The organism is Stenotrophomonas sp. 80084_Sma (assembly GCF_056481995.1).
Genome location: NZ_CM151177.1, coordinates 1,878,897 through 1,894,823 on the forward strand (window position 1 = coordinate 1,878,897; position 15,927 = coordinate 1,894,823).

Here is a 15,927-nt window from a genome sequence, read left to right on the forward strand (position 1 = left end):
GAGGGATATGCTACCACTCGGGCCTGTCGGGCCGATGTGGACTCAAGGTTGCGGCCCACCGGCCGTTAACCGGTCCGGAGGGCTGCGTCGTGCGGCCCGGAGACCGCCATGGGCAACGTGATGGGAATCGCCCTCAGCGGGATGCGTGCGGCCCAGCAGTGCGTGCAGGTGGCCGCCCACAACGTGGCCAACCTGGCGACCCCGGATGCCCAGCACTTGCAGTTGCAGCGCATTCCCACCGAGCAGGGTGGGGTGCAGGCTTCGGTGGCGTCCATCGGCGCCGATGCCGGCGCGCCGCTGGGTGATCTGCTGGCCGCGAAAGCCGAGGTCGTGGCCTTTGCCGCCAATGCCACGGTGATCCGTCGCCAGGACCAGATGCTGGGCTCACTGCTGGATCGGGACGCCTGAACCCCCTCGGCAGCTGCCAACCGCCACCCCTGGTGGGTGCCAACCTTGGTTGGCACGCTCGACCCGCCTTGGTAGGTGCCAACCTTGGTTGGCACGCTCGACCCGCCCTGGTAGGTGCCAACCTTGGTTGGCACGCTTTTGGGGCGCCAACCAAGGTTGGCCTCTACCAGGGCAGCAGTGCCAACCAAGGTTGGCACCTACCAAAGCAGGAATGCCAACCAAGGTTGGCATCCACCAGCACCCGGTAGCGCCGGGCCATGCCCGGCGACCACCGCCTCGATCAGACCGACAGCTCCAGCAGCAGCTTGTTCAGGCGCGCCACATAGGCACCCGGATCCTTCAGGCTGTCACCGGCGGCCAACGCAGCCTGGTCGAACAGCACCCGGCCGAGGTCGTCGAAGCGCGCGCCATCGGCTTCGGCATCAAGCTTGGCGATCAGTGGGTGGCCCGGGTTGATCTCCAGCACCGGCTTGCTGTCCGGCACCTTCTGCCCGCTGGCCTCCAGGATCTGGCGCATCTGCAGGCCCAGGTCCTGTTCGCCGATGGCCAGCACAGCCGGCGAATCGGTCAGGCGGTGCGAGACGCGCACTTCGGCCACGTCATCGCCCAGCACCGTCTTCAGGCGCTCGACCAGGCCCTGCTTGTCCTTCGCCGCCGCTTCCTGTTCCTGCTTGTCCGCTTCGGTTTCCAGGGCGCCCAGGTCGAGGTCGCCACGGGCGATGTCGACGAAGCCCTTGCCGTCGAAATCGGTCAGGTAGCCCATCAGCCACTCGTCGATGCGGTCGGTCAGCAGCAGCACTTCCACACCCTTCTTACGGAACACTTCCAGGTGCGGGCTGTTGCGGACCTGGCTGTAGCTCTCGCCGGTCAGGTAATAGATCTTGTCCTGGCCTTCGGTCATGCGGCCGAGGTAATCGGCCAGCGACACGCTCTGCGCATCGCCGTCGCCACGGGTGGAGGCGAAGCGCAGCAGGCCGGCCACCTTCTCGCGGTTGTTGTAGTCCTCGGCCGGGCCTTCCTTCAGCACTTGGCCGAATTCCTTCCAGAACGTGGTGTACTGCTCCGGCTTGTCAGCGGCCAGCTTTTCCAGCATGTCCAGCGAGCGCTTGGTCAGCGCCGCCTTCATCGAATCGATGACCGGGCCGGACTGCAGGATCTCGCGCGAGACGTTCAGCGACAAGTCGTTGGAGTCGACCACACCCTTGATGAAGCGCAGGTACAGCGGCAGGAACTGCTCGGCCTGGTCCATCACGAACACGCGCTGCACGTACAGCTTCAGGCCCTTGGGTGCATCGCGGTGATACAGGTCGAACGGTGCGCGGCCGGGCACATACAGCAGCGAGGTGTACTCCAGCTTGCCCTCGACCTTGTTGTGGCTCCACGCCAGCGGATCGCTGTGGTCGTGTGCCACGTGCTTGTAGAACTCGGTGTACTCGGCGTCGCTGATCTCAGTGCGCGGGCGGGTCCACAGCGCGCTGGCGCGGTTGACGGTCTCCCACTCGCCGGCAGCGCCGTCTTCGCCCTCCTTGGGCATCTGGATCGGCAGGCCGATGTGGTCCGAATACTTCTTGAGAATGCTGCGCAGGCGCCAGCCATCGGCGAAGTCGTGCTCGCCGTCCTTCAGGTGCAGCACGATGCGGGTGCCGCGCTCGGCCTTGTCGACCGTGGCGACTTCGAAATCGCCTTCGCCGCGCGAGGTCCAGCGCACGCCTTCGCCTGCAGCCAGGCCAGCGCGGCGCGAGGTCACTTCCACTTCGTCGGCGACGATGAAGGCACTGTAGAAGCCGACGCCGAACTGGCCGATCAGCTGCGAATCCTTCTTCTGGTCGCCGGACAGCTGGCGCAGGAAATCGCCGGTGCCGGACTTTGCAATCGTGCCGAGGTGGGCGATGGCTTCGGCGCGGCTCATGCCGATGCCGTTGTCTTCGATGGTGATGGTGTGGGCGGTGGGGTCGAAGCTGACGCGCACGCGCAGTTCGCTGTCGCCTTCCAGCAGGGCCGGCTGGGTCAGGGCCTCGAAACGCAGCTTGTCGGCGGCGTCGGCGGCGTTGGAGACCAGCTCGCGGAGGAAGATTTCCTTGTTGGAGTACAGCGAGTGGATCATCAGTTGCAGCAGCTGCTTGACTTCGGTCTGGAAGCCAAGGGTTTCGGTCTGGGTGGTCTCGGTCATCGATAAGGCTCCGTGTGCAATGCCGCGCCAGCGCGTGCGGCCTCGCCAAGGGGTATGGCTGATTGTCCCGAAATCAAGGGGGCGAGCGGGGGGGGGGGCGTGAATCCCGTTGGATTGCCTTGACCGTTCGCTGCCATCACTCGCGTGGGTCGCATTTGGCCCTGCTCAAGGCGGTCGGTCAGCCCCAGGGTCGCGTCAGCCAGGCACACGATGGGCTGATCCAAGGGGGGGCGCCCAGATTGTCGTATTCAATCTCTTGTCTTGCCCAGGAAAGCCGGTCAGGGTCGTGAGACAATTCAGCGGGGCGGTTCGATGGCGATAATCACCATGACAAGGCATCTGGATTTCGATCAGTTCCTCAGGGAGCAGAATGCAGGGAAGGCCGAACGCGGCAACTTGGTTGACCGCAAGGCTCAATGGCTGGAGAAAATCCAGATTCTCTATGCGACTGTCCAGGAAATTCTTTTTCCGTACATAGAGCGCGGCGCCATGGGGGTCCGTGTGTCCAGCATGGAGCTCCGTGAAGAGTTGCTGGGTAGTTACGAAGTGCCGAGTCTGAACATCGACCTGGGAAACAGCAGCGTACGCTTCGTTCCGGTAGGGACGATCCTGCTGGGGTCGCCTGGGCGTGTGGACCTCGTGGGGCCGCACGGCAAAGTCCGCTTCGTGCTGACCTTGCCGGATGCAGATCGACCGATACTTGTCGGGTCGACCGCTTCCGAAGGGGCTCGCCCCGACAAGCAGCCGAAACCGATGGATCTGGCTGCGTACGTCTGGAAAGTGTCCACGTCTCCGCCCCTGATCCGCTACAGCGCTCTGGATCCGGAAGCACTGCAGTCGGCCATCATGGATGTTGCCCGTGGCCAATCCGCTCGTCGTTAATCCCGATCTTCCCAATTACATGCACGTGATGGGACATCACGCCACCACACGCGCAGCGATCGACCTGCTCTTTTCCGAAGACAATCCTGACAACTCGGACCTATCCCGGCAGGAGCTCGAAAAGCGCCGCAAGGCATGCGTCCAAGTCCAGCAAAATCGGGACATGATGGCGTTGCTGGCCTTTCTGGAAGCATGTTTCCGATTGGACTACGCAAACAGAAAGCGTCTGAAGCTCAAGGATGGACTGTCCAGGGTCCTCATCAGGTTGTTCAATCGCAAGCGCAACAAGGCCGCGCTCATGGACGACATCGTCAAGGCCTGGCTGCAGCAGGGTGTGCTGACCCATCACCAGTACGACCGTATCAACAGCGCATTCCAGCTTCGGCACTGGATTGCCCATGGACAGTATTGGTCCCCAGCGAAGATCAAGCCTCATGATCTTTGGGAAGTGGCCGAGTTCGTAGAGAGTCTGGTCAATGCGCGGATGTTTCAGAGCGATGGAGTCGACCTGGCTGGGGCGTGATCCCGACATTGGAGTCCCATGCCCCCCAGGTGACCTGCGGTGACCGTTGATTCGACGCATCCCCGGGCGCTGCCCGGACGACTACAATCCCGCTCATGCTGAAATTCTCGAATACCTCCCGCCGGGGGAGCCGATGAGCGGCCGTGGCGGCAATGAAGGCCAGGTCCGCATCATCGGCGGGCGCTGGCGCAATACCCGCCTGCCGGTGCCGATCCTGCCGGGGCTCCGCCCCAGCAGCGACCGTGTGCGCGAAACCCTGTTCAACTGGCTGATGCCCAGGCTCGGTGGGGCCCGCGTGCTGGACCTGTTCGCCGGCAGTGGCGCACTGGGCCTGGAGGCGGTCTCGCGCGGTGCCGCACACGCCACCCTGGTCGAACGCGACGCGCAGCTGGGACGCAATCTGACCGCTGCCGTGACCAAGCTGCAGGCCAGCGACCAGATCAGCGTCGTGCAGGCCGATGCCCTGCGCTGGCTGCAGGGCGCGCCGGCGCAGCAGGCCGATCTGGTCTTCATCGACCCGCCGTTCGCCGACGGCTTGTGGCAGGACGTGCTGGCGCAGCTGCCGCGGCATCTGGCCGCCGATGCCTGGCTGTACCTAGAATCGCCGGCCGGCCACGTGCCGGTGCTGCCGCCGGACTGGCTGCTGCACCGCGAGGGTGGCACCCGCGAGGTGCGCTTTGCCCTGTACCGCCGCGCCACTGCTACACTTTGACCTCATCTGAACATCTGCAACCGCCCATGACCGTGGCCAATCGCCGCATCGCCGTTTACCCCGGCACGTTCGACCCCATCACCAATGGTCATATCGATCTGGTGAGCCGGGCCGCGCCGCTGTTCGAAAAGGTCGTGGTCGGCGTGGCGCAGAGCCCGTCCAAGGGCCCGGCGCTGCCGCTGGAGCAGCGCGTGCAGCTGGCGCGTGGCGCGCTGGCCCACCACAGCAACGTCGAGGTCATCGGCTTCGATACCCTGCTGGCGCATTTCGTACGTTCGGTCCAGGGCGGGGTGCTGCTGCGCGGCCTGCGCGCGGTGTCCGACTTCGAGTACGAGTTCCAGATGGCCAGCATGAACCGGCACCTGATCCCCGAGGTCGAGACCCTGTTCCTGACCCCGGCCGAGCAGCACAGCTTCATTTCGTCCTCGCTGGTCCGCGAGATCGCGCGCCTGGGCGGCGACGTGTCCGGCTTCGTGCCGGCCGCGGTGCTCGAAGCCCTGCGCAAGGTCCGCGAAGCGAAGTCGGCACAGTCGTAAGCCCCGCTGTACCCGCACCCCATTACGTACAACACCACGCACCATTCCGGGAGGAAACCCATGAACACCACCATGCGCGCGATGCTGATCGCTTCGTTGGCCCTGGCCTTCACCGCCTGCAAGAAGGAAGAGGCCGCTCCGGTCGACGAGGCCAAGCAGGCCCTGGTCGCTCCGTCCAAGGACGACGATGCAGGCTGGAAGAAGTACCTGCAGGAAGTGGCGATCCAGAACATGGGCAACATCACCAACAGCCCGTTCCTGTACTACCTCTCGCCGGAATCGGACCCGGACTTCCAGGCCAAGTACGAGCGCCAGACCGAGAGCGCGACCCAGGCCGTGGCCCGTGGCGTGCAGCCGGGCAACATGCTGGCCTTCGGTTCGTCGGCCTCGGGCAAGATGGCTGACATGATCCAGGCCGTGTTCAAGGACGTGTCGCCGGATTCGATGAAGGGCGTGCGCGTCGTCTTCATCGGCCAGTCGGCCGACAACGCCCGCGTACAGGCTGCGATCCAGCCGACCGGTGCCGAATACATTTTCGTCGAAGCCAAGTAATACCGAGCCATGGCGGCCATGCTCCGGCATGGCCCGGGCGGCGTCCTGCAAGGGCGCCGCTGATGACCTGACCGGCCCGCGCGCCCGCGCTGGCCGGTCCTTTGTCCCAGGGCGCGGGCGAGGAGTATCGCCGTGTCGCTGAAAATCAACGAGCTCTGCGTCAACTGCGACGTATGCGAGCCGGCCTGCCCGAACCAGGCCATTGCGATGGGTGAAACCATCTACGTGATCGACCCTGCGCGCTGCACCGAATGCGTGGGTCATTTCGACGAGCCACAGTGCGTGGTCGTCTGCCCGGTCGAGTGCATCGACCCGGACCCGGAGATCGTGGAAACGGAAGACCAGCTGCTGGCCAAGCTGCGCCAGCTGCAGCACGATCACCCCGAACTCTACGCGGAGCCCCCATCCGAATGAAGACGCTGATCGTCCGCCCCCTGTTGCTGCTCGGCCTGCTGCTGAGCCCGATTGCCTGGGCCGACAGCCCGGCCCGTGCCGAGCGCCCCGATGGCGCGGCCATTGCCAGCGGCCATGCGCTGGCCACCCAGGCGGGCATCGACATCCTGGCGCAGGGCGGCAACGCCTTCGATGCCGCGGTGGCGGTATCGTCCACGCTGGCGGTGGTCGAGCCGATCAGTTCCGGCCTGGGCGGCGGTGGCTTCTTCCTGCTGCACGACGCGGCTACCGGCAAGGATGTGATGCTGGATGCGCGCGAGACCGCACCGGCCGCTGCGACCCCGCAGGCGTTCCTCGACAAGCAGGGCAACCTCGACCGTGACCGCTCGGTCAATGGCGCCTGGTCGGCCGGTATCCCGGGCCTGCCTGCGGCGCTGGTCGAGCTGTCGGCCAAGCACGGCAAGCTGCCATTGGCGACCTCGCTGCAGCCGGCGATCCGCATCGCGCGCGAAGGCTTCCCGGTGTACGACCGCATGGCCAAGGGCTATGCCTCGCGCCGTGAAGTGATGGAGCGCTATCCCGGAACGCGCGAGGTCTACCTGCGCAACGGCAAGCCGATCGCCAGCGGTGACCTGTTCAAGCAGCCGGAGCTGGCACAGACGCTGGAGCGCCTGGCCGCAGGTGGCTTCGATGGCTTCTACAAGGGCCAGACCGGAACGCTGTTGCTGGCCGGCGTGAAGCAGGCCGGCGGCAAGTGGACCGCTGAAGAGCTGGCCGGTTACCGCGTGAAGCAGCGCGAGCCGATCGTGTTCAACTACAACGGCTGGAAGATCACCACCGCGCCGCCGCCGTCGTCCGGTGGCATCGCGCTGGCCAGCATGCTGCAGATCCTGGAAGGCTGGGATATCAAGAAGATGGACCCGGCGCACCGTACCCACCTGGTGGTGGAGTCGATGCGTCGCGCCTACCGCGACCGCACCTTCTTCCTCGGCGATCCGGACTTCGTGCAGATCCCGCAGAAGGTGCTGACCAGCAAGGACTACGCACAGGGCCTGCGGGCGACCATCCATCCGGAGAAGGCCACGCCCAGCGACCTGCTGTCGGGCAACCCGACGCCGCTGGAAGACGACGAGACCACGCACTTCTCGATCATCGACCGCGACGGCAACCGCGTTGGCGCCACCCAGACCGTCAACCTGCTGTACGGCTCGGGGCTGATTCCCAAGGGCACCGGCGTGCTGCTGAACAACGAGATGGACGACTTCGCGCTGAAGCCGGGCACGCCCAATGCGTTCGGTGTGATGGGCTATGAAGCCAATGCGCCGAAGCCGGGCAAGCGCATGCTCAGCTCGATGACGCCGACCTTCATGGAGAACGCCGACAAGGTGGTGGTGCTGGGCACCCCGGGTGGCAGCCGCATCATCACCATGGTGCTGCTGGGCATCCTCGGCTACGACGACGGCCTGGATGCGCAGCAGGTTGCCGCACTGCCGCGCTACCACCACCAGTGGCTGCCGGACCTGATCGAAGCCGAGGACGATGCGTTCGACGCGGCGACGGTGAAGCAGCTGCAGGCGATGGGCCACAAGATCGACCTGCCGGGCAATGTCGCCGCGGGTGGCCGCGGTTCCAGCCACGTGTGGGGCAACCTGCAGACCGTGGAATGGGACCGCAGGGCCAACAAGCTGTTCGGTGGCAGTGACCCGCGCAACCCGGTGGGCAGTGCCCAGGTGGTGCCGGCACACTGATCCGGTGGTGCCGGCTGCTGGCCGGCAATCCGGCTGATTATCGAAACCCCGCCTTTGCCGGCGGGGTTTTCTGTTTCCCTTCTAGCGATTATTTAACGAGCCGGCGCCGATAATCGACACATGAAACTCTGGTCTATTCGTGGAAACTCGCAGCGCCTTGATGGCGGCGCGATGTTCGGCAACGCGCCGCGCGCGTTGTGGGAAAAATGGGCGGCACCGGACGAGCTCAATCGCATCGAGCTGGCCTGCCGTGCGCTGCTTGCCAGCCCGCTGGAAGGCAAGACGGTGCTGTTTGAAACCGGTATCGGCGCGTTCTTCGATCCGCGCATGCGCGAGCGCTACGGCGTGCAGGAAAGCCAGCACGTGCTGATCGATTCGCTGCGCGAAGCCGGCTTCGAGCACGAGGATATCGACGTGGTGGTGCTCAGCCACCTGCATTTCGATCATGCCGGTGGCCTGCTGGCGGCATGGAGCGAAGGACGTGAGCCCGAGCTGCTGTTCCCCAACGCAACCTATGTGGTCGGCGCGCAGCATTGGCAGCGCGCCGTGCAGCCACACCCGCGCGATCGCGCCAGCTTCATTCCGGAACTGCCGGGCCTGCTGCAGGCCAGTGACCGGCTGGAAGTGGTGGACGGGGAGTACTCGAAGGCGCTCGGCCGCAGCGTGCGCTTCAGTTACAGCGACGGGCATACACCGGGGCTGATGCTGGCCGAGATCGTCGGTCACGCGCATCCAGGCGAAAGTGCGCATGGTGGCGTGGTGTTCTGTGCCGACCTGATCCCGGGCCGCTCATGGGTACACGTGCCGATCACCATGGGCTATGACCGCAATGCCGAGCTGCTGATCGACGAGAAGCGGCAGTTCCTGGAAGACAAGCTGGCGCGCAACGTGCGGCTGTTCTTCACCCACGACCCGCAGGTGGCATTGGCGCAGCTTGGCAGGGATGACAAGGGGCGTTTCGTGACCCTGCACGAGCAGGGTGAGCTGAAGGCACGCGCCCTGGGGTAATGGCATGGCCGGGCAATGCCCGGCCTTTTACTGATGACGGTATATCCACGCCATGCGTGGATGGCGTTTCATCCGGACACGACCATTACGACGCCTTCAGGCAGCTGCTCATGAAGGTCTTGCGCGCATCACCGGCCAGCTTTTTGGCGCCCGCGTCAGCGTTGCACTTGCGCATGCGTTCCTGCTGCGTATTGACCGGCTTGGCGTCGGCGGCGTGGCCGCTGAGGCAGGAGCTCTGTGCAGTCTTGTAGGCATCGCCCTTCAGCCCCTTGTTCTTGGCCGAACATTCGGCCATGCGCTGCTGCTGCGGAGTGGTGGCATTGGCAGCCAGGGGCAGGCCGACCAGCAGGACGGCGGCCAGCAGGAAAGAGGCTTTCATCGGGAGCTCCAAGGGTAGCGGGTGCGCGGAGCATTCGCTTCCCGGCGCCAAGAGCACGTGAAGAATCGCAACGCGGCCGCGATGGCCTGCGCTGTTGGGGTCAGACCCCTTTCGCGGCGAAAGGGCTCTGACCCCGGTTCTTCGGATCAGCCGACGCGGGTACCGAAGATGCGGTCACCGGCATCGCCCAGGCCCGGCAGGATGTAGCCCTTGTCGTTGAGCTGGGCATCGATGGCCGCGGTGTAGATCTCCACGTCCGGGTGCACGGCCTTGACCGCCTCGATGCCTTCCGGCGCGGCCACCAGGAAGATGCCCTTGATGCGGCGGGCGCCGGCACGCTTGAGCATGTCGATGGTGGCGATCAGGGTACCGCCGGTGGCCAGCATAGGGTCCAGGATCAGCGCGTCGCGCTCTTCCAGGCGCCCGGTCAGGCGCTCGAAGTAGGGCACCGGCTGCAGGGTTTCCTCATCGCGCTGCAGGCCGACCACGCTGACACGGGCCGCCGGGATCAGCGACAGCACGCCGCTGAGCATGCCCAGGCCGGCGCGCAGGATCGGCACCACGGTGATCTTGGCGCCCGCAATGCGCTGCACGGTGACCGGGCCGGCCCAGCCGGGCAGGGTGTGCGGCTCGGTGTCCAGGTCGGCGGTGGCCTCGTAGGCCAGCAGCGTACCCAGCTCGTTGGCCAGTTCGCGGAAATCCTTGGTGCTGAGCGCAGCGTTGCGCATCAGGCCGATCTTGTGCTGCACCAGCGGGTGGCGCACTTCGACGATCTTCATGGTCGGAAGGGGAAAAGGAGAGAGGGCGCCATTTTGCCGGATCGGCGGGCCGAACCCAAACCGGGCCGTGGCCCTGGTACGCGAAATGTGCAGATGCATGTCATTGCCATGCAACCTTGCGGACATACCGTGCAGACCCATTCTTAACAGGAATGGGGATTCCCAGTGCATATCAAGACTCCGTTGGCCGTTGCCATCACCCTGACCCTGGCGATGGGGGCCGCAGCCCCGCTGCAGGCGGCCGGGCAGCAGGCGGTAGCCGCCACCGGCGCCGTGGCGTCCGACGCGGTCGACCTGGACCGCATCGAAGTGCGCGCCCAGCTCGAATCACAGATCCGCGCGGTTGACCTCAAGCGCAGCAGTGATGCGATCGAAGACGCCGTGTCCTCCGATGCACTGGGCCAGTACCCGGACAAGAACGTGGCCGAGTCGCTGCAGCGCCTGCCGGGCATCAGCGTGACCCGCGACCAGGGCGAGGGGCGCTTCGTGGTCATCCGTGGTCTGGACGCCAACCTCAACAGCGTCAGCGTGGATGGCATCGCCATCGGTACGCCGGAGGATTCCAGCCGCGCCGCACCGCTGGACGTGATCCCGTCCGACTCCACCGAGCGCCTGCGCGTGGTCAAGTCGCCGACCCCGGACATGCCGGGTGATGCCATCGGTGGCGCCGTGCTGGTGGAATCGGCCTCGGCCTTCGACCGCAACGGTCGCAGCCTGCGTGGCAAGATCGAAGGCAGCCACCAGCAGTTGTCCGGTGAGACCAGCCCCAAGGCTGCCTTCAACTACAGCGAAGTGTTCAACGACACCTTCGGTGTGGCGCTGGGCGTGAACTACCAGAAGCGCAAGTTCGAGTCGGACAACACCGAAGTGGAGTATGACGGCAAGGACGATGCCGTCCCCGGCGATGTCACCGCGATCAACCTGCAGCACCGCAAGTACGAGATCGAGCGCAAGCGCATCGGTGCCAACCTCAACCTCGACTGGCGCCCGAATGAAGACAGCAAGTACTACCTGCGCACGCTGTACAGCCAGTTCGACGATGCGGAGACCCGCCAGCGCGTGATCTTCAACTTCGACGACGCGAAGATGGTCAAGACCGGCACCGACCAGTACCGCCTGGATGGAATGCCGAAGGATTCCATCGACAAGCGCATGCGCTACCGCACCAAGAAGGAAAACACCTTCGCGGCCAGTCTCGGTGGCGAGAACAAGCTGACCAACGCCGTGGTCGATTACCGGATCGGCTACACCCGTACCGAAGAGCGCGTGAACGACGAGATGGAGGCCCGTTTCAAGCTTGATGGCAAGGCCTTCAATGGCACCCTCGACCAGCGCAGCCGCCTGCCCAGCTACAGCTTCGACAACCCGCAGTGGCTGGACAACAGCAACTACGCGTTCGACCGCTTCGTGCTCTCGCCCAAGCAGGTCAACGACAAGGAACACAGCGCGCAGGTCAACGTACGCTTCGACGGCGACAGCAGCAGCATCAAATTCGGCCTGCTGGGTCGCTGGCGCGACCGTGACGTGAATGTGGACGAGCGCGAACTGCGTGTCGGCCCGAAGGTGGCGCTGTCGAGCTGGAGCACCTCCTCGCCGGAGCACCGCCACGGCAACCTCGGTGACGGCATGGATTCGGCCGCGATGCGTGCCTTCTGGGCGGCCAATGGCGGCCAGTACAGCGCCCGTCCCCAGGATGCCGGTGGCAACGCAATGACATCGCTGGAAGAGGACTACGTGGCCAGCGAAGACATCTTCGCCAGCTATGCGATGGGCACATGGGACGTGGGCGCGCTGCGCATCATCGGCGGTGTGCGCGTGGAAAACACCCAGTTCAAGGCGGTCGGCAATCAGGTGGACGTGGCCTCCAACGGCCGCAGCTTCACCGTCACCCCGAGGGTGGCCAACAGCAGCTACACGAACGTGCTGCCGGGCCTGCACCTGCGCTACGACGCGGCCGATGACTGGGTGCTGCGCGCCTCGGCCAACAAGACCGTATCGCGCCCGTCCTTCGGTGACATCTCGCCGCGCGTGGGCTACAGCCGCGGCGACGAGGAAGTGCGCCTGGGTAATCCGGAACTGGATCCGTACGAGTCGAAGAACATCGACCTGTCGGTGGAGAAGTACATCGGCAGCACCGGTATCGTTTCACTTGGCCTGTTCCACAAGTCGATCGATGGCTACATCGTGCAAACGGTGCGGACCAATGATCCCGCTTATGGCGGCTTTGACGTGACCCAGCCGATCAATGGCCGCAAGGCCACCGTGCGTGGCGCGGAATTCAACTGGCAGCAGCAGCTGGCCTTCCTGCCGGACGGCCTGGATGGCCTGCTGGTCGGTGCCAGTGGCACCTGGCTGGATACCAAATTCGATGCCGGCATCAAGGACCGTGCAGGCGAGGATTTCACACTGCCGCGCGCCTCCAAGCATGTCTACAGCGCACACATCGGCTATGAAAAGTACGGTGTGAGTACACGCCTGGCGGCGGTATACCGCAGCGAGTACCTGGACAGCATCGGCAAGGGCCGGGCGTTCGACATCTACGTTGCGCCGAACACCCAGCTCGATTTCTCGCTGGACTACAAGTTCACCCCGCGCGTAAGCATGTACTTCGAGGCGCAGAACCTGCTGGACAAGCCGCTTGAGCTGTACCAGGGCACGCGCTCGCGCACCCTGCAGATGGAAGAATACGGTCGTACCTACGCGCTCGGCCTGAAGGTGGCACTGTGATGGGGCGTGGCATCACCGTCCTGGCGGTCGCGCTCGCGGCGACCCTGGCCGCCGGCTGCACGCCGGCGACCGGCAACGATCCGGCCGCGGCCCCTACGGCAGCGAAAGCCGGGGGCGCGCGCACGGTGACCACCATCGCCGAAGCCTTCCTGTCACCGATGACCCCGGCCGACAACATCGACTCGCCGGCGGCCTGGCGCGCGCCGGACGGCGCGCTGTGGCTGATCGCCACCGCCAAGGCCACCGACAAGCTGGTGGTCTACGACGGCAGCACCGGCCAGCACCTGCGTGACGTCGGCAGCAGCGGCTCCGCACCGGGGCAGTTCGACCGCCCAAACGGCATCGCGGTAATCGACGACCTGCTGTGGATCGTGGAGCGCGACAATCACCGCGTGCAGGTGCTGAGCCTGCCGGACTTCGCGCCGCTGGCGACATTCGCTGCGGACGACCTGCGCAAGCCGTACGGGCTGTGGGTCGACCGCCGTGCCGATGGCTACAGCGTCTACGTTACCGACTCCTGGGACAACGGCGAGGATGCGCAGGGGCGTGACATCCTGCCGCCGCTGGCCGAGCTGGACAAGCGCGTGCGCCAGTACCACGTGACCCGCGACGGTGCGAAGGTCGAGGCGAAGCTGGTGGCCAGCATCGGTGACACCAGCGAAGCCGGTGCGCTGCGCGTGGTCGAGTCGATCTGGGGCGATCCGGAGAATGATCGCCTGTTGATCGCCGAAGAGGATGAGAGCTACGCCAGCGAGTTCAAGGTCTACACCCTGGCCGGACGCTTCACCGGCACCACGTTCGGCCGCGACGTGTTCAAGGCGCAGGCCGAAGGCGTGACCCTGCGTACCTGCGGCAAGGACGGCTGGTGGATCACCACCGAACAGGGCAAGCAGCGCAGCGTGTTCCATCTGTTCGACCGGCACACGCTGAAGCCGGTGGGCGCGTTCCAGGGGAATACCGTGGCCAACACCGACGGCATCTGGATGATGCAGCAACCCAGTGCGCGCTTCCCGCACGGCGCACTGTATGCAGTGCATGACGACCAGGGCGTGGTGGCGTTCGACTGGGAGAGCATCGCCAAGCAGTTGGCATTGCCGCTGGAGTGTGGCGCATGAGCCGGCAGTGCGCGATGCGCACGCTGGCGTTGGGCCTGCTGCTGGCACTGCCGTCGCTGTCGTTCGCAGCGGCCGAACCCAACACCCAGGTGCCAGCGGGCAGCCGCCACTACGCAGCGACGCCGGTGCCGGATCGCATCGTCGCCTCGCCGGCGGTGGATCCCAGCCACGGTTTCGCCGTGGCCTGGCGTACTGACGGCAGCGTGCAGGCACCGCTGCTCGAGATTGCCCTCGCCGGGGATTCGCCGGCGATCGAGGGCATCCGCCAGGTGCGCGCAACGACCCGCGCGCTGCAGACCGAGAACGGGCTGTCGCATCATCATCGCGCGGACATCAGCGGCCTGCAGCCGGATACCCAGTACGTCTACCGCGTGCAGGGCAACGGCAGTTGGAGCGCCTGGAACCAGTTGCGCACGCTGGCCGCGGCCGATCAGCCGCTGACCCTGCTGTACTTCGGTGATACCCAGAACAAGAACGTCAGCCATGTCAGCCGTGTAGTGCGCGCCGCGCAGAAGGCCGCACCGCAGGCACGCATGAGCCTGTTCGCCGGTGACCTGGTCAGCGGCGGCGACAACATGGATGACAGCGAATGGGGCGAGTGGTTTGCCGCCACCGGCTGGCTGGCGCAGGAAACGCTGTTGGCCCCGGCGATCGGCAACCACGAGTACTTCGAGGAATTCGAGGATACCCCGCAGGAGCGGCGCGTGCTGGGCAAGCATTGGCCGGTCACCTTCGCGCTGCCGGGCAACGGCGCCACCGCCGCGCAGCAGACCAGCTACTGGTTCGATGCGCAGGGTGTACGCGTGGCGGTGGTCGATGGCACCTCGGCACTCGACCTGGGTACCGCCAAGGCGCAGGCACAGTGGCTGGACAAGGTTCTGACCGGCAACCCGCAGCCGTGGACCATCGTGCTGCTGCACCAGCCGTTCTACTCACCCCGCGAAGGCCGCGAGAACGCTGCGCTGCGTGACGTGCTGTTGCCGGTGGTACGCCGCCACAGCGTCGATCTGGTGCTGCAGGGCCACGATCACACCTATGGTCGCCGTGGCGAAGGGCAGGCCGCGACGCCGCAGTATGTGGTGACCGTGGCCGGACCGAAGCAGTACCGCCTTTCCGACGAAGCACGCAGGACGATGGATCCGGTGGCCGAGGATACCCAGTTGTTCCAGGTGTTGAACATTGATCCGCAGCACCTGCGCTATGAAGCACGCACGGTGACCGGCCGTCTCTACGATGCCTTCGAACTGCGCCGTGATGCCAAGGGTGGCAAGCGGCGCACGGAGCTGACCGAAGGTCGCATCAGGCCACGCGACTGCCCGCGTGCACAGACCGCCAAGGGTCGTGCCGACCGCTGCTGGGAGTGAGAAGACGCATATGACCACGCCCCGGCGCATCCTTCCGCTCGCCGCCATCGGTGCCGCCCTGCTGTTGCTGGCCAGTGCGGTGACCGCTGCCGATACCGTATTGCATCCGTTCCTGGTGGCCCAGCCGAAACAGGCCCCACAGGAGGTGAATCTGGCGGTGGAGATTCCGGCCGGCAGCTTCACCAAGTACGAGATCAAGGAAGACGGCCTGGTCCATGTGGACCGCTTCCAGTCGATGCCGGTCGCCTATCCGGCCAACTACGGTTCGATGCCGCGCACTCTGGCCGGCGACAACGATCCGCTGGACGCGCTGGTGCTGACCCGTGAACCGCTGCATCCGGGCGTGATCGTGCGCTTCCGGCCGATCGGTTACCTGAAGATGATCGATGGCGGCGAGCACGACGAGAAGATCATCGGCGTGCCGACCGACACGGTCGACCCGACCTACGCCAGCATCCGCGACCTGAAGGATCTGCCGGAGGTCGAGCGCCAGCGCATCGAGGCGTTCTTCCGGGTTTACAAGGCCCTGCCGGCGGGACGCAACCCGGTGCAGCTCAATGGCTGGGGCAACGCCGCCGAGGCGCGGGTACTGATCAGCGAGGCGATGCAGCGTTTCGAGAAGTAGATCCAC

Annotated in this window: 16 protein-coding genes; 13 read left to right on the forward strand and 3 right to left on the reverse strand. The window is 65.5% G+C overall.

From position 1 onward, the window contains the following. Positions 1-108: 108 nt before the first annotated feature. Positions 109-408, forward strand: coding sequence for a hypothetical protein (locus ACZK3W_RS08865; RefSeq protein WP_478450656.1), 300 nt, complete (start codon positions 109-111; stop codon positions 406-408). A gap of 280 nt (positions 409-688) precedes the next feature. On the opposite strand, the gene htpG is transcribed toward ACZK3W_RS08865, so the two are convergent. After that, positions 689-2,578: a molecular chaperone HtpG gene (htpG, locus tag ACZK3W_RS08870; RefSeq protein ID WP_125895124.1), complete on the reverse strand. Its 1,890-nt coding sequence runs from the start codon at positions 2,576-2,578 to the stop codon at positions 689-691. Between the two features lie 312 nt (positions 2,579-2,890). Here htpG and ACZK3W_RS08875 point away from each other — a divergent pair, with 312 nt between their 5' ends. The 8 genes from ACZK3W_RS08875 to ACZK3W_RS08910 all read left to right on the forward strand — a co-directional run bounded on the left by ACZK3W_RS08875 (position 2,891) and on the right by ACZK3W_RS08910 (position 8,932). After that, a complete protein-coding gene (locus ACZK3W_RS08875; RefSeq protein ID WP_253143889.1) occupies positions 2,891-3,460 on the forward strand; it encodes a hypothetical protein in 570 nt (189 codons plus the stop codon). Next, a complete protein-coding gene (locus ACZK3W_RS08880; protein ID WP_125895128.1) occupies positions 3,438-3,983 on the forward strand; it encodes a hypothetical protein in 546 nt (181 codons plus the stop codon). Before ACZK3W_RS08875 ends, ACZK3W_RS08880 begins: the two co-directional genes overlap by 23 nt. 133 nt (positions 3,984-4,116) lie before the next feature. After that, entirely contained in the window at positions 4,117-4,695 is a 579-nt protein-coding gene (gene rsmD / locus ACZK3W_RS08885) for a 16S rRNA (guanine(966)-N(2))-methyltransferase RsmD (protein ID WP_125895130.1), read from the forward strand. A gap of 26 nt (positions 4,696-4,721) precedes the next feature. After that, positions 4,722-5,231: a pantetheine-phosphate adenylyltransferase gene (gene coaD / locus ACZK3W_RS08890; RefSeq protein WP_032130277.1), complete on the forward strand. Its 510-nt coding sequence runs from the start codon at positions 4,722-4,724 to the stop codon at positions 5,229-5,231. Positions 5,232-5,291: 60 nt separating this feature from the next. After that, positions 5,292-5,783 carry a hypothetical protein gene (locus ACZK3W_RS08895; protein WP_004153167.1) on the forward strand — a complete coding sequence of 164 codons (492 nt, stop codon included), beginning with the start codon at positions 5,292-5,294 and terminating at the stop codon, positions 5,781-5,783. Between the two features lie 132 nt (positions 5,784-5,915). Next, a complete protein-coding gene (locus ACZK3W_RS08900) occupies positions 5,916-6,197 on the forward strand; it encodes a YfhL family 4Fe-4S dicluster ferredoxin (protein WP_004153175.1) in 282 nt (93 codons plus the stop codon). Next, entirely contained in the window at positions 6,194-7,924 is a 1,731-nt protein-coding gene (ggt, locus tag ACZK3W_RS08905) for a gamma-glutamyltransferase (protein WP_032130276.1), read from the forward strand. The genes ACZK3W_RS08900 and ggt overlap by 4 nt, the downstream gene beginning before the upstream one ends. Positions 7,925-8,044: 120 nt before the next feature. Next, positions 8,045-8,932 carry an MBL fold metallo-hydrolase gene (locus tag ACZK3W_RS08910; protein ID WP_125895132.1) on the forward strand — a complete coding sequence of 296 codons (888 nt, stop codon included), beginning with the start codon at positions 8,045-8,047 and terminating at the stop codon, positions 8,930-8,932. Between the two features lie 85 nt (positions 8,933-9,017). On the opposite strand, the gene ACZK3W_RS08915 is transcribed toward ACZK3W_RS08910, so the two are convergent. Beyond that, positions 9,018-9,311: a PsiF family protein gene (locus ACZK3W_RS08915; protein ID WP_032130275.1), complete on the reverse strand. Its 294-nt coding sequence runs from the start codon at positions 9,309-9,311 to the stop codon at positions 9,018-9,020. A gap of 146 nt (positions 9,312-9,457) precedes the next feature. Then, positions 9,458-10,090, reverse strand: a complete 633-nt coding sequence (gene upp / locus ACZK3W_RS08920; RefSeq protein WP_005409099.1) for a uracil phosphoribosyltransferase — start codon at positions 10,088-10,090, stop codon at positions 9,458-9,460. A gap of 213 nt (positions 10,091-10,303) precedes the next feature. Between upp and ACZK3W_RS08925 the strand changes: the two genes are divergently transcribed. From ACZK3W_RS08925 to ACZK3W_RS08940, 4 genes are read left to right on the forward strand one after another with little or no spacing between them, the layout of a single operon-like run. Further along, positions 10,304-12,817, forward strand: a complete 2,514-nt coding sequence (locus tag ACZK3W_RS08925; protein ID WP_263010093.1) for a TonB-dependent receptor — start codon at positions 10,304-10,306, stop codon at positions 12,815-12,817. After that, the gene (locus tag ACZK3W_RS08930) at positions 12,817-13,932 is read left to right on the forward strand and encodes an NHL repeat-containing protein (RefSeq protein ID WP_132809827.1); all 1,116 of its coding nucleotides are present in this window, start codon (positions 12,817-12,819) and stop codon (positions 13,930-13,932) included. The genes ACZK3W_RS08925 and ACZK3W_RS08930 overlap by 1 nt, the downstream gene beginning before the upstream one ends. 14 nt (positions 13,933-13,946) lie before the next feature. Beyond that, positions 13,947-15,296 carry a purple acid phosphatase family protein gene (locus ACZK3W_RS08935; protein WP_293797175.1) on the forward strand — a complete coding sequence of 450 codons (1,350 nt, stop codon included), beginning with the start codon at positions 13,947-13,949 and terminating at the stop codon, positions 15,294-15,296. Positions 15,297-15,306: 10 nt separating this feature from the next. Further along, positions 15,307-15,921 carry an inorganic diphosphatase gene (locus tag ACZK3W_RS08940; protein ID WP_478450657.1) on the forward strand — a complete coding sequence of 205 codons (615 nt, stop codon included), beginning with the start codon at positions 15,307-15,309 and terminating at the stop codon, positions 15,919-15,921. Positions 15,922-15,927 lie beyond the last annotated feature (6 nt).

Coding starts and splice junctions, on each gene's coding strand:
- ACZK3W_RS08940 (WP_478450657.1), top strand. CDS start 15,307: ATGACCACGCCCCGGCGCATCCTTCCGCTCGCCGCCATCGGTGCCGCC.
- ACZK3W_RS08895 (WP_004153167.1), top strand. CDS start 5,292: ATGAACACCACCATGCGCGCGATGCTGATCGCTTCGTTGGCCCTGGCC.
- ACZK3W_RS08925 (WP_263010093.1), top strand. CDS start 10,304: ATGGGGGCCGCAGCCCCGCTGCAGGCGGCCGGGCAGCAGGCGGTAGCC.
- ACZK3W_RS08865 (WP_478450656.1), top strand. CDS start 109: ATGGGCAACGTGATGGGAATCGCCCTCAGCGGGATGCGTGCGGCCCAG.
- ACZK3W_RS08875 (WP_253143889.1), top strand. CDS start 2,891: ATGGCGATAATCACCATGACAAGGCATCTGGATTTCGATCAGTTCCTC.
- upp (WP_005409099.1), bottom strand. CDS start 10,090: ATGAAGATCGTCGAAGTGCGCCACCCGCTGGTGCAGCACAAGATCGGC.
- ACZK3W_RS08915 (WP_032130275.1), bottom strand. CDS start 9,311: ATGAAAGCCTCTTTCCTGCTGGCCGCCGTCCTGCTGGTCGGCCTGCCC.
- ACZK3W_RS08910 (WP_125895132.1), top strand. CDS start 8,045: ATGAAACTCTGGTCTATTCGTGGAAACTCGCAGCGCCTTGATGGCGGC.
- htpG (WP_125895124.1), bottom strand. CDS start 2,578: ATGACCGAGACCACCCAGACCGAAACCCTTGGCTTCCAGACCGAAGTC.
- ACZK3W_RS08935 (WP_293797175.1), top strand. CDS start 13,947: ATGCGCACGCTGGCGTTGGGCCTGCTGCTGGCACTGCCGTCGCTGTCG.
- ACZK3W_RS08930 (WP_132809827.1), top strand. CDS start 12,817: ATGGGGCGTGGCATCACCGTCCTGGCGGTCGCGCTCGCGGCGACCCTG.
- rsmD (WP_125895130.1), top strand. CDS start 4,117: ATGAGCGGCCGTGGCGGCAATGAAGGCCAGGTCCGCATCATCGGCGGG.
- ggt (WP_032130276.1), top strand. CDS start 6,194: ATGAAGACGCTGATCGTCCGCCCCCTGTTGCTGCTCGGCCTGCTGCTG.
- coaD (WP_032130277.1), top strand. CDS start 4,722: ATGACCGTGGCCAATCGCCGCATCGCCGTTTACCCCGGCACGTTCGAC.